This window comes from Dictyobacter formicarum (assembly GCF_016587435.1).
On the sequence record NZ_BNJJ01000002.1, the window covers coordinates 152,919 to 165,793 of the forward strand.

At 55.6% G+C, this 12,875-nt stretch carries 10 protein-coding genes and 1 pseudogene; 2 read left to right on the forward strand and 9 right to left on the reverse strand.

The annotated features are described in order from the left end of the window. Nucleotides 1-95: 95 nt before the first annotated feature. The 6 genes from JMI88_RS03170 to JMI88_RS03190 form a co-directional block, all read right to left on the reverse strand. A protein-coding gene (locus JMI88_RS03170; RefSeq protein ID WP_201360667.1) for an ISNCY family transposase occupies nucleotides 96-1,573 on the reverse strand; the annotation gives its coding sequence in 2 pieces (ribosomal slippage) (nucleotides 96-658 and nucleotides 658-1,573; 1,479 coding nt in all). 197 nt (nucleotides 1,574-1,770) lie between these two features. Continuing rightward, nucleotides 1,771-2,892, reverse strand: a complete 1,122-nt coding sequence (locus JMI88_RS39265) for a hypothetical protein (RefSeq protein WP_236022798.1) — start codon at nucleotides 2,890-2,892, stop codon at nucleotides 1,771-1,773. Then, the gene (locus JMI88_RS39270) at nucleotides 2,870-3,796 is read right to left on the reverse strand and encodes a hypothetical protein (protein ID WP_236022799.1); all 927 of its coding nucleotides are present in this window, start codon (nucleotides 3,794-3,796) and stop codon (nucleotides 2,870-2,872) included. The genes JMI88_RS39265 and JMI88_RS39270 overlap by 23 nt, the downstream gene beginning before the upstream one ends. 611 nt (nucleotides 3,797-4,407) lie before the next feature. Further along, on the reverse strand, nucleotides 4,408-5,874 hold the full coding sequence (locus tag JMI88_RS03180; protein WP_201360291.1) for a S41 family peptidase: 1,467 nt from the start codon (nucleotides 5,872-5,874) through the stop codon (nucleotides 4,408-4,410). Nucleotides 5,875-6,056: 182 nt separating this feature from the next. Then, nucleotides 6,057-6,824, reverse strand: a complete 768-nt coding sequence (locus JMI88_RS03185) for an ABC transporter ATP-binding protein (RefSeq protein ID WP_201360292.1) — start codon at nucleotides 6,822-6,824, stop codon at nucleotides 6,057-6,059. Nucleotides 6,825-6,850: 26 nt separating this feature from the next. Continuing rightward, nucleotides 6,851-8,329, reverse strand: coding sequence for an ABC transporter permease (locus JMI88_RS03190; protein ID WP_201360293.1), 1,479 nt, complete (start codon nucleotides 8,327-8,329; stop codon nucleotides 6,851-6,853). A gap of 337 nt (nucleotides 8,330-8,666) precedes the next feature. Here JMI88_RS03190 and JMI88_RS03195 point away from each other — a divergent pair, with 337 nt between their 5' ends. Then, entirely contained in the window at nucleotides 8,667-10,100 is a 1,434-nt protein-coding gene (locus JMI88_RS03195; protein WP_236022800.1) for a sensor histidine kinase, read from the forward strand. A gap of 65 nt (nucleotides 10,101-10,165) precedes the next feature. Here JMI88_RS03195 and JMI88_RS03200 read toward each other — a convergent pair. Continuing rightward, nucleotides 10,166-10,975, reverse strand: a pseudogene (locus tag JMI88_RS03200) (IS6 family transposase). A gap of 370 nt (nucleotides 10,976-11,345) precedes the next feature. On the opposite strand from JMI88_RS03200, the gene JMI88_RS03205 reads away from it, so the two are divergent. Then, on the forward strand, nucleotides 11,346-12,284 hold the full coding sequence (locus tag JMI88_RS03205; protein WP_201360294.1) for an NADP-dependent oxidoreductase: 939 nt from the start codon (nucleotides 11,346-11,348) through the stop codon (nucleotides 12,282-12,284). On the opposite strand, the gene JMI88_RS03210 is transcribed toward JMI88_RS03205, so the two are convergent. Both JMI88_RS03210 and JMI88_RS03215 read right to left on the reverse strand, forming a co-directional pair. Then, nucleotides 12,201-12,656 (reverse strand): transposase, encoded by a 456-nt coding sequence (locus tag JMI88_RS03210; protein ID WP_201360295.1) that lies wholly within the window; start codon nucleotides 12,654-12,656, stop codon nucleotides 12,201-12,203. The genes JMI88_RS03205 and JMI88_RS03210 overlap by 84 nt on opposite strands. Next, nucleotides 12,619-12,870: a hypothetical protein gene (locus JMI88_RS03215; protein WP_201360296.1), complete on the reverse strand. Its 252-nt coding sequence runs from the start codon at nucleotides 12,868-12,870 to the stop codon at nucleotides 12,619-12,621. Before JMI88_RS03215 ends, JMI88_RS03210 begins: the two co-directional genes overlap by 38 nt. Between the last annotated feature and the right edge of the window lie 5 nt (nucleotides 12,871-12,875).

Below are 12,875 nucleotides of genomic sequence, written 5' to 3' on the forward strand. Positions count from 1 at the left end.
ATGAGAGAAGGAAACACAAGAGCACATAGATAAATATGAATACAGAGGGAGCGTGGAGCAGAGAAGAGCAGAAAAAAAAGGCTGAGTGGCAATCTTCACGTGAGAAGTTGAGCTTCTAAAGCGGCCAGATAGCGCGCAGGGTCTTTGCGAAAGCGGAACTGCTGCCGACGACATTCTTCTCGCTGCTGGAGTTGGGCACGCAACTGGCGCCACTGCAGATAATCGCGAGGTTGCAGTTCCTCAGCCGAAAAGAGGTGCTGTTTGCTGGTCACAGCGGCGACAACCCGCACCGAGCCACGGATGACCACGCCAGGAATCGCGCCACGCCGACCCGTGGCGCGTCGTTCATGCAGGCGTGCCACGCCAAAGCACTCTTCGAGCGCATTGTTGGTGCAGGGCAAGCCATCCACATCATAGCACTGGAACAACCCTGGCGCGAAATTGTGGATAATCTGACAAAAATGGGCGATGGCCTCCCCCAGCCGCCCCAGGTCAGCTTGTTGCTCCTGCATCTGTTTCACGAAGGCGAGATAGCGTATGCGCACCTGCGCTCCGGTCTGCTGTTCCTGGTTGGCCAGAATCTGGCCCGCTTGGCGCACCAGCTGGGAGGCCGTCGCCCGCAGCCCTTTGTTGAGCAGTTGGGAGAGCTGCTTTAACGCTGGGAGCAACCTTTTTTTTCCTCCACCCGCCTCATGGAGTCACAGATCTGGGTGACCCGCTCGTACAAGCGCAGACCTGGCGCATCCAGAGGTGAACGTCCATCATCCGTCAAGGAGGCCCGCACGGCCAGACAATAGCCTCGAATCGCCTCGTTTTCCGGTGTGGGGTACTCTTCGAGCGCTCGTTCGATCGGACGGACACCGCGCAACTGCTTCTTCAACTCGGCTTTGGCATGCCGATCCGCCTCGTAGAGCGGCGCTGTGGCATCCTTCAAGTAGTGAAACTGACAGCGCTGATGAGGCACGTTGGGGAAGACAAAGGCTACCGCGCTGCCGATGGTGTCTTCGCCATCGGAGATGATCCCTTTGACCGGCACCTTCCACGGCTCCAGCACTTGCTTGACTTCCTGGAGGAGAGCCGTGATGTCCCCCTGAGTACTGCTGAGCAACGGGCGCGCCAACAAGATTTCTTCAGAGAGGCAGTCGCGCACGATCCAGAGCACTTCATGCCCGACATCGGGCTGCAAGCCGTCCAGGGCCAGGACGACGCGACCTTGTTTCTGGAGTCGAGCCTTGAGGCGTTCGTGATCGGCGATGTGTAAGGCCACCAACTCTTCATAGCGATGCATCAAGTGGGTGACACTGCGCAGCGCAATGGTCACCCCACGCGCCTGTAAGGCTTGATGCATTTCCAGCACGCTGCGGTGCTCTCGGAAACGCCATTGGCCGATCAGGGCAATGATGTCCAGCCCAAACTCGCCATGCGGCAGTGCCCAGCGCCCTTCTTCTTCCGGGCGCTGACGTTGATGGTAGTTGGGGCAGCCTGGCTGGATACAGTGACGGATGACCAGCGTCAATCTCCATTGGCCAGATAACGTGGCCACGCTGCGATGGCCGTGGTTGGACACCGACAGCGGCTGACCACACTGGTCGCAGTACTCTTTCAACGGGATGAGGATTCTTTTCTGCGTCGCTTCGGGGCGCGGCGTTCGGCGAGCCATCTGCTTTCTCCTCTCGGGATTCTCACACGCTTTCTCCTTCTAGGCTACACCTCCCTTCAACCCCAGTTTGCCACTCAGCGAAAAAAACCAACAAACAGGGCAGAAAATGGTTACGCCGCGATGACCAGGCTCGCCCCCAGATACTGAGCAAAAGCAGCAGGAAGTCCAGAGATCCTAACCGTGAGCAACGGCGCCGAAGCAGGACGGGCATTGCGAGCCAAGCGCTGCTGCCAACTGAGCCGCCAATGGGCACGCTCGGCTCGGGTGTACACCATATCACTGCTGGCACGCCGACCTTCTTCCGATGGAAGTGTGTGTCCAGTCACCTCGACGGTTTGCCTCCGCAGCAGACGAACCAAGCTCCGACGAAGCTGGCTACGAGGCCAATCGCCCCACAGGACCGGAGCCAGAGCAGCAGGACGTTTGCCCCCGGGAGGATCAGCGGTGGCAGGAGCTGATCGATCGGCAACAGATGCAGAGACGTCCATGGGCCAGAGCACGGCACTGACCTGTCGTGGTTTGCGCGTCGTGGGAGATTCCAGACACTGAGCGCGCAGAGGGCAAGGACGACAATGGGTAATCCGAGCTCCATAGACGATACGTACGGACCCATGCCGCTCAGGCCTACGCTCGTGGGGCGTGAGGGGATGGCCCGCTGGACAACGCAAGGTGCCATCGGGTTGCAACACAAAATCAGAGCCAGCAAACCCTTTGGTGAACGAGCGGCGCGCCCAGCGGGGAGGGCCATAGCGAACCGGTTCGTTGGTCGGCCCGGCTGCTAATGTCAGAGCGGGCTCGGCAGCAAGGGAGCTGGTCGCGACGGATGATGGCTCGACAGCGGCCGCACATTCGGTCAGACGCACAGGAACCGCAGAGAGCTGTTGCCCCAAATCCAGACGCAGATTCCACAGCCATTGGTTCAAGATTTGCCAGAACTCCTGGCCCCAAGGGCTGCAAGAACACCAGCGATCGGTAGCCTGCTCCTGATCTTCATCGGAGAGCACCGTTTCAAATGGCCCTCGATGCAGATAGAGATCCAGCACATCGGGACAGGTGAACGCCTCGGCAGGGGCCGTGGTGAGAAACAGTTCATACACGATCCCATCGCGCAGGATGCCAATGGGTGGTTTGGCGGTGGAGGTGGTGGGATGGGTAGCCACCAGCAAACGGAGGGGAGGCCCGTCAGGACACAGGGAGAGTTGGGGACAATCAAAGAGATCGCGCAGCTCCACTCTCCGGATGAACCGTCTGGGCGTCTGGGGGCTGGGTGAGGCGGGCCGCCACAGCAGGCAGATCAAGCAAGCCGTAGTCTTTGCAGCGGACAAGGACGCCGAGCCCAGATGTGAGCAGGGGCGTGAGCGTGGCGAGCGTCCCATACAAGCCGTCCAGACGAATCAGGATGTGCGCCAGAGGCATACAGAGCCAGCCTGCATAGGTGATGATGGTTTGACAGGCACGCTTCAATTCCGCTTGATAGTCCCCATTGCCTGCCCCTGCGAAGGTCCCCAGCCAGTGATGGGAGTGGGCTTGTAGCACAGTGGTTCGGCTACGCGCCACCTCCCCACGTTTGCGCCCAAGATAGCCAGGAGCACACACCCGCGCGTAGCGTCGATGCGCCTCAGGAAGCTCGGGAAGCGAGGGAAGCGCCCGTTGCCTGGCCGCGTGTTTGGTGGCATCGACATCGACCACCAGCCAGTGCTGACCCAGACGATCCCACAAGCCACCTGGGGGAAAGGTCTGGGCGGTTCGCAGAACCAGGTCATCGAGGAATAGCGCGCGCAACGCTTCGACGGTGGGCTGATCCAATGCTGCCAGGTAGCGGCTCAAAGTGGAGCGATGGGGAAGATGCGTGCGACCAAAGAGGGCCATAAAGGCCGAAGCAAACGGAGTGAGTCGCTCAGAAAATGTCAGCAAAGTTGGTTCTGCGCTGACGGCATAGCCAATGAGCACGGCGACAAAATCTATGAGCTCATAAATGCCAAATCTGGCCCGTGCAAAACGCACCTGCTCCTCAATGCGTGTGAGGACACCCGAGGTGGTGAAGACCTGTGCCACGATAGCGACTTCTGCAAACCAGTTGGGAATGGAAGGCTGATCTTCTGGCGCAATCTGCAGATGGACGGATGAATGTGTCATACTACCTGTATTCTCCTTAGAAGTAGGTTGAATTGTTTTCTTCTTCTAAGGAGACACATTTTTTCTCATATTACAAGGGGTTTCCCTCTTTTGTCTGTTTGTGCTTATATCACTCACTTGCTAGTATCTCGTTAAGTTATCTCCGTGCCAGTTTGTGTGTTTGCTACTTGCAAAACCCCTTGCCGTACCTGCCATGACGATTTACATGCGGACGCTCTTTAAAAAGGGCACCGGTATCACGCTCACGAACGGAAGAGTAATTCCGCTCTTGCTGGAAAGCTGGATGCGCGGAAATCGCGCACGTCCTTTTGGGAAGGGCGGATGAAAACGTACCGTAAGGCAACGCGTTAGCCGCCTACTTCACACTATCTCACGGGCTGCCGTCAAGCAGCCTCTTGTCTCAACCCTTGCGGGTTAGGGACAAGCCATCGTGCTTTAGCTGGTGGTACTTGACATCTCCATAACCAGGAAGGAGAAACAGGCGAGAATCGATAGCCTCGCCTGTTTCTCCTGGACATCGCCCCGGTAGGATGTCTATGAACATAGATTGGGAAAGGTGCTCAAGGCATTTATACCCTTGTCACTCCCCCTCCTGAGGTAGGGCGAAAATTTTAATGCAGCAAACTCATTGCCTTCTCAAGCTCAGGATCGCGCCCGGCGGATAGGTCTTTTGCGGTCAAAGGAAGCTCATAATTGGGTGCTACCCCAATCCCATCAATGAGTTCTCCCTGTGCTCCCACTTCGCTCAGGGAGGGGATTATGAGAGAACTCCCGTCATTGAGTACATACAGCCCTGCAGGGCCCGAGACCTTTCCCCCGGTTCTGGTTCCAACGATCTTCCCGAGTCCCAGGTCTCGTACTGCCCCGGTAAAGGCATCACACGCAGAAACACATCTGCGGTCAGTGAGCACAACAAGCGGCTGATGCAGCAAGGGGACGGTGTCATTCGTATGATTCGCTATGCGCTTGCCATCGCGGTTGAGGTCATAGCTCCAGATTTTGTTATGGACGAACGCACCCAGCAATCCAGCAACTCCCTCTGGAGCGCCTCCGCTATTGGAACGCAGATCAAGAATAATCCCGCGCAGGTTGTCACCCAGGTGCAATCCCTGGATGGCCTGCGTCACTTGATCTGCAGTATTCGGCACAAAACCGGACAAACGCACAAAGGCTATTGAGTTGGCAAGCACACGTGCAGTGACCCCCATTGGTGGGACGTACGCTGTCGGTTTGAGGTCAACTGTCCAGCTCTTTTTCGTCGAAGGACGCGTGAGTGTTACCTGGATCCCCTGTGAAGGTGCCTGGGAGAGCCAGGACAGGACGCCTGGATTGAGCTGGTTATCAGCAAACGGAGCGATCCCATTGACAGCAGTGATGACATCGCCGGGTCGTAATCCCTGCAGAGCCGCGGGAGACCCCGGGTCTACGGAGATCAGGAAGAGCGGAGCTTGTGCCTCAGGTAGGGGAGAATCAACCCCACTTGCAGAAGTAATGATGCCCAATCCGTAGATTGCCCCATGGGGAAACTGTTTCCTGAGGGCATCAGGAAGCTGAACTGGTCTGACCCAGTGAGTATGGTCATTGTTCAGGCTTTGCACCATTCCCTGCATCGCTGCTGCAGCGAGATTCTGTTGGAGGTTGGTATCCTGAGGCAAGGCAGCGCTCACTCGCTGGTACATTGCGCTGAAGGCTTGCCAATCGGCCTGTCGGTCGCCGTTGAGCGCCGGTGACATCGCCGTGGGTTGGTCCATGCCCCTGCGGAGTAGCTCTTGAGTGAATCCACTCAATGCCCCATTCAGTAGGAGGCGATCATCAAGAGTCTTGCCAGCCACATAATGATCAAAGAGGCACCAGTACGCTTGCTCAATGGTGGTAAGCGTTGTGAGCTTGAGGGAAGGGGGCCTTTGTCCAGTTAGGGAATGACACCCCTCTGGCTTCTGACCTGGTGCTTGCGCTTTCCCGCTGGTGTTCATCCCTGCTCCACCAAAGGCGCAGGAGCTGAGCACACAGAGACCCAGGAGAAAGCCGAGCAGGAAATGCATCCTCCAGAAAGGGAGATGGCCTTGTTGTGCCCTCACGGTGTCCTCTCCTTTTTTTGCACAATCAACAAGATTACAATCAAACAACATATCCTGTGATTCTATTGCTCGGGGAAATGGCCTGCTGGTGACGGAAGGCGCGGAGCTATTCATGCTTGCGATCCTTCCGTCCTGCGTTTCCAGGCGCATATCTGCCACTTTTGCGATACTGTGATCGTGTGTCACCACGATTGCCGTTCTTCCTTGCTCTCGGAGTTATTCATGCTTGCGATCCTTCCGTCCTGCATTTCCAGGCGCATATCTGCCACTTTTGCGATACTGTGATCGTGTGTCACCACGATTACCGTTTTCCCTTGCTCCGCGAGCTGTTTCAAGAGCTCGATAATCATCTTGCCAGTGCGCGAATCCAGGTTTCCGGTTGGTTCGTCAGCCAGAATGACTCTGGGATCATTGGCCAACGCCCGAGCGATCGCAACGCGCTGTTTTTGTCCGCCGGACAGCTTGCCTGGGTGATGGCGGTGGCGGTCACCATCGATCCCTACTTGTTTGAGCAACATGCGTGCTCGCTGTTCCATCGTCGCGCCAGCTATTTTCCCGCTCAGTTCCATGGGGAGCATCACGTTTTCCAGCACTGTCAGACCTGCCAGTAGGTGGAAAGATTGAAAGACAAATCCGAGCTTTTGCCTCCTGAATTGGTGCTCCTGTCCTCCTGAGAGCTTGGTTATATCCACTCCATCGATGGTAAGTTCTCCCGATGTAGGCTGATCCAATCCACCCAGCAGGTAGAGTAGTGTGGATTTTCCACATCCGCTGGGCCCCAGGATCGCAACCAATTGCCCCTCAGTGAACGTAAAGCTAACCTCATCTACTGCTTTGATCCCCTCGCCTGCTGCTCGAAAGGTTTTGCTTAGCCCCCTGGCGATCACTGTCGCTGCTGGCTGTGTTGGGTTGGCCTGTGATGGGTTTACGGGAAAGCGTTCTGTGTCCATAAGATCTGTTTCCTTTCTCAAGAGGGCTAACTGGCTTTTCTCAAAACCTCGGCGGGTTTGATATGGGAGACGAACCAGGTCGGTATCAGACTTGTCAGCAATGCCAGCCCGATGCCCAATCCCAGAATAAGCAGGAAGGTCTGGACGTTCAGCGAGGCTATTGCCAGGTGAATCGTCTTAGTCACTGGGTCGACAGGAGTTCTGGTGATCACCGACCCGTTCTTTATATTCGTAAAGGTTCCAGTGGTTATAGATGGCAGTGAGAAATCGAACATCTGAGAGATAATCGGTCCGAGCGTCGCGAGCAGGAGCGCTGCCAGAGCTGCGGCAATGAGGCTCAGAGTGATGATTTCCGTCCAGAATTGCCGGAGCACCTGCATGTGGGACGCTCCAATCGTTTTGAGGATGGCAATCTCGGCGGTCCGTTCGCGCACCATCATGAGCACGGCGAAGATGGTTACGATAATGGAGATCCCAATCGAAATGATTAATGCCAAGCGGATCGCATTCTGGGTAGCACCAATCGCGAGAAAGACCGCATCGTATTCTGTTCCCTTCGCCTTGATATCGTACTGCTGCCCCAGCGCCTGACTTAACCGGTCTGCCACTGCGTCCACCTGCTCGTAGCTCGTCGCATAGGCGGTAATGGCATCGACGCCACCGATGCCGAACACCTGCTGCATCGTCGCCAGAGGGATAATGATCGAACTTGCCGAGAATTGATCTGTTACCGTATACAGCCCAATCAGGGTGAACGTCTTGCCTTTTAAGGTGAAGGTTGAGCCAAGCTTGAGATGATTGGTTTGTGCCAGTGCTTGGCTCATCATGGCTACATAGGCATGGGCGTCACTGTCCTGGACGGCGCGTCCTGCAACAAGTGTCGGGATGGCCCCCTCTGACAGGGTAAAGTGGCTTGCTCCTTGAGAGATAGCATGCACGGTGATGGCAGTATTATCGAGTTTGCCGCTGGGGGAGTCGATCGAGGTGCCTTTCAGGATGCCATCTGTATAGGGACGGAACAGGCTTTCCTCGGTGCTGGCAACACCCGGTATCCCCTTGACTTGTTGAATCGTGCTGTTCGGGACAGGCGTCGGGGCTGCTACTTCCAGGCCGCCTTGCTGGTTGTCACTTGTGGATGTGGCTGTCGGGGTCGGGCCGGTTGATTGGGTGCCGTTTATTGTAGGCGTGCCGGATAGGCCGGTTGATTGGGTGCCGTTTATTGTAGGCGTGCCGGGTATTGGGCCGCTTGACTGGCCGGTTGATTGGGTGCCACTGTTGCTCGTGCCATTTCCGTTAGAGGATTGAGCATTGTTGCTCGTCGCGGAGCGAATAGTGATCGCTGTGCCAAGCTGTTGATGGACCTTGTTGAGTGATTGTTGTGCGTTGGTGCTCAAACTGACCATAGTGGCAACAAACATCAGACTCGTACTAAGAAGGGCGACGACCAGGATCAATCTGAGTGGATGGCGCAGCACATTCCTAATGCTGCGTTTGAAAAGTTTCATGTGCAAGAACTCCTTATCTGCGGGGACTTCGGATCCGCTTGACTGAGCCGCAAGCTAGACGCGAAAGCGTCGTCGTCAAGTGGAATAGCAATGGAAGTGGACCAGGATAGGTGTGAAAATCACTCATGAGCCTTTCGGTCCACCATGTTCGCTGCTCTTTCGCACTCTCTACTCTAGCGGCCTGCGCGGCCGCTGTCATCGTGGAAATTACCTTGTAGAGATATCTGCGGAGGCTGCACATTTTACGGTAGTAATTTACGGGAGGGCAGGTGGCACGATTGATGGTATACTGTGGAATCTGAAGATGTTCCATCATCGAGGAAGGAGACACCGTCCCATGAAGAATAGATTTCTGACGAAAGAGCCGTTGCGCTGGTTCCTCCTGCTCTGGGTAGCCATGGCGGTGACTGGAGCGCTTCTGGGCAGTACTGTGCACGATGGCCTGACTCACGGGGGGAGTGTGCAGAACACGATCCACAGCGGAGTGTACATTATGACACTCTCTCCCTCGCCTACCGGTTCCAAGAACTTGCCTCCTCCTCTGCAATTGCAAAGTGGATTTTTCTTGGAGCCCCCACTGTCTTTCTCATCTACCCTCATCTTCCTGCTGCTTGTGGCGTTTTATGGCTTCTTGCTCTGGAGAGGACTTTCTGGTAAGGTGCGGCCCCGATTCTTCTGGCTGTATTTCTTGTGCCAGGGTCTGTTCGTTGTCGCAATGCAGTGGGTGGTAGAGCAGCCAAATCTCACACTGAATTTCTATCTAGTGCTGACGCTGTGTGCAGTAGCTATGCTCAAACGCACTGTCCCGGTGCTGCTGATTGGTATGAGCTACCTGCTGCTGTTTTTTGTCTCGCTCAGCATTAACCTGCCTTTCGGCGTTCTCTCTGGAACGCACCTGGCGACTATCTGGTTCAGTTTCTGGAGTTTTTCCGATTTGACGACGATCGTCTTTTTCGTGCTCGGATATCTGCTGTTATATGTGCAGCAATCGAGCGCTCAAAGAGAACTCGAGCAGGCTCATCTGGAATTACAAGGAGCGTATAGTAGTCTCGCTGCCTCGTCCAAACAAATCGAAACGCTGACCCTACTGACCGAACGCCAGCGCATAGCACGCGAACTGCATGATACCCTGGCGCAGGGAATAGCCGGGATGATTATGCAGTTGGAGGTTATCTCTGCTCAGATGCATCGCAAGAACTATCTGCAGGTGCAACAGGTCCTCAGTCAGATGCTCTCCTATGCGCGCACTACCCTGCAGGATGCGCGTCACGCCATTACGGATCTGCGTTACAGAACCCCTCGCGTGGATCAGCTTGTCGAGTCAGTCCAAGAAGAGATCGCACATTTTTTCCAGATGACCGGCATCGCGTGTCACTCTCAGCTGGACGATCTAATCCACACCCCGACTCACGCTTGCGAACATGTCCTGCGCGTCATCGGCGAAGGGTTAAGCAATGTGGCACGCCATGCCCAGGCCCGGCGGGTGAGTGTAGAAGCAAGGGTAGTGGAAAGGTGGCTCTCGATCACAGTGCACGACGATGGTCAGGGCTTTGATCCTGCCAATCAGACTCTCTTCAGCGGTCATTATGGATTGCTGGGGCTGCAAGAGCGAGCCAACCTGCTAGAGGGAGCCTTGTCGGTGAACAGTTCAGATGGAGAAGGCACAACACTGGAGTTCCGTATTCCTCTTGCCACATCAGGCCATCCAGTCCCACCTCCTTCGCTGATGAGTTCTTCCTCTTCGAGCGTGGGGGAGCAAAACTATGCCTGAGAAGGGTTGTGTTGCAAGAAATTGCAAAGGAAGAAACTGGGTGTGATTGTTCCTCGCAATCTTTCTTAAACTGCCACTCCAAACAGTTTGGCAACCAATGTTGCCTGGTCTCTCACCTCTCCTTTTGCTACACCTTGCACTTGCCCTTTTCTCAGCATATTCATGATCTCGAATCCTTGCAAGGTGCGCCAGGCTGTCTCGAACGAGAAAAAGCCCATCCCCGGCTTCGTCAACCGTTTGATAAACCGATGGTCCTGTTCGATCAGATTGTTGAGGTATTTCACCTGTCGCAATTCCACGTGTTCAGGCAGCACTCCAGCAGCTTTAAGCTCAGCAATTGCTTTGGGATAGGCTGCGTTCTTATCGACATTGATCACTCTTGGGATCATCCTGCGGACCTCAGAACGAGCAGAAGCGGTGGGCTGAGACACAACCTCTACTGAGGGACCTTTCATGAGCTCCAGGGGCAAACGGTCTTGAGGGGGAGAACACGTTGTGCGTTGCAAGGCTTTGAGGAAGAAGCGTTTGGTAGCCTCTGCATCCCGTGTTGGACTCAAGAGAAACTCGATCGTGTTTCCTTCAGAATCCACTGCGCGATAGAGGTACATCTAGACTTTCTTGACCTTGATGTACGTCTCATCGACTTTCCACGAATCATTCCAGGCTTTCAGGTGAGGCCGACAGCGTTTTTCCAATTCTGGAGCATAGTGCTGGACCCAGCGAAAAATAGTGGTATGGTCGATGGATAGGCCCCGCTCCCGCATCATCTCTTCCAGGTCTCGGTAGCTTAAAGCATACCGAAGATACCAACGAACACAGAGCAAAATGATCTCCGCTTCAAAATGACGCCATTTGAACAGTTTGGCATTTTCCATGACAGGGCCTCTCTTCAGAAAATAAGCCCAAGCTTATCGCATTGGCGTCATCTTTGCAACACAACCAACGCACCTCTCCGGCCAAGGGCACGCTCGCCAGAGAGAGACCAGTTCCAAAACCTGGCAGAGCAAAATGGCTCCATACTTTCCCTATAAAATGGCCCTTGTAGCAAGACCATTATCATTCTATACTGTTGCCAGGCAAAGCACTTCGGAGCTCCATGCAGGTACATATCCATGCAGAAGCTCCCCTTTCGCTCAAGACTTCTCAGCGCCTGCGGCACTTCGTGCGTCATGTGTCGGTCCTGCTGGCGAGATCAGCCTGGGAATGCGCTGGAAGCATGAGGAAGAACAAGGAGACAGGTAAGAGATGAAAGCTATTCACCTCTATAGTCAGAGCGGACCCGATCAATTTGTGTTCGAAGATGCACCGAAACCTCAGCCAGGAGTGGGAGAAGTCCTGATTCGGGTCCATGCGACCAGTGTGATGTGGCAGGAACCTACCTGGCCGGAAACCTGGAAAACACCGGCTGGTATCGAACGTCAGCATCCCATACCAGGTCATGATGTTTCTGGCGAGGTCGTTGAAGTGGGGTCCGGCGTCACTGGTATCGCCGTAGGAGAGGCTATCTATGCGCTCACCGAATTTTGGCGGGATGGCGCGGCTGCGGAGTACACTGTCGCACGCGCGACTGATGTGGCGCCCAAGCCACGAACCCTTGGGCACCTCCAGGCAGCCGGAGTCCCCCTGGTTGGACTGACCGCCTGGCAAGCGCTTTTTGAGCACGCAGGGCTTACCAGTGGGCAATCGCTTCTCATTCATGGTGCCGCTGGTGGCGTGGGAAGCATGGCGGTTCAAATGGCAAAGTGGGCTGGTGCCACGGTGATCGCGACAGCCTCTGCACGCAATCATGCATTCCTACGCACGTTGGGAGCCGATGAGATCATTGAGTATACCACCACGCGCTTTGAGGAGGTCGTCCATGATGTCGATCTTGTTCTTGATACGGTAGGAGGCGAAACATTGGAGCGCTCCTGGACAGTGGTGAAAAAAGGAGGCATGCTCATCTCCGTTGCCAGCCCACCCTCAACTGAACAGGCCAAGGCGCATGGCGTGCGGTCCGTGTGGTTTATCGTTGAACCCAATCGGGAGCAACTGATCCAGATCGGCGCTCTGATAGATACAGGCCAGCTCCGACCAATCACCGAGCGGGTCTTCCCTCTCTCAGAGGCATCCCAGGCGTTTGAGCAGGCCCTCCAAGGGCACACGCGCGGAAAAATCATTTTGCGCGTAGAGGACGACGCGTAGAGGACGAGGAAAGGAGGTGATGAGCATGATGCTTGTGACAGGCACAACGAGTGCTGTACGGATGACCTGCATGACAGCCAGCAACATGATCTGCTTTATCGTCCTGGCTCCCCCGCGGGTCACGTAGGAGGCATCCAAGGTGCTTCCCGATTGAGCCACCACCGGCGCCCAACCAACGTATGCATTGAGGGCCAAAGCCAAGGGGAAGTGGTGGATCGAGCCGATAGCCGCTCTGATCGTCACCGCCGTGATTGGCCCAAAGCCTGGAAACGACAGCAGAATCTGCCCTTCGCGCGTCTGTTCAACCATCGCGATGATGTCGCTCTCCAATTGGTCAATAGGCTCGCGCAAGAGTCGAAGCGCTTTGATCAATTGGCCTTCCTTGTTCCAGAACCAGCCCGCGTTGGCGAATCAGGTCTTTCACGCCGATCCTCTCAGCGGCCAGACGCGGCAATGCCAGCAGCTTGAGATCCGAGAGGGAACGGGCCCCTCCTCGAATCGGTTGCAACACGGTGAGGCTGGCAGTGGCCAGCGCTTGCGTTGATAGTACTCCAATGCCCAAGGTGTGGAGCGTGTGGATTGCCAAGCAAA

Excerpts from the sequence above, each read along its gene's own strand:
- JMI88_RS39270 (WP_236022799.1), bottom strand. The coding sequence starts at position 3,796 with ATGACACATTCATCCGTCCATCTGCAGATTGCGCCAGAAGATCAGCCT.
- JMI88_RS03185 (WP_201360292.1), bottom strand. The coding sequence starts at position 6,824 with ATGGACACAGAACGCTTTCCCGTAAACCCATCACAGGCCAACCCAACA.
- JMI88_RS03190 (WP_201360293.1), bottom strand. The coding sequence starts at position 8,329 with ATGAAACTTTTCAAACGCAGCATTAGGAATGTGCTGCGCCATCCACTC.
- JMI88_RS03195 (WP_236022800.1), top strand. The coding sequence starts at position 8,667 with ATGAAGAATAGATTTCTGACGAAAGAGCCGTTGCGCTGGTTCCTCCTG.
- JMI88_RS03205 (WP_201360294.1), top strand. The coding sequence starts at position 11,346 with ATGAAAGCTATTCACCTCTATAGTCAGAGCGGACCCGATCAATTTGTG.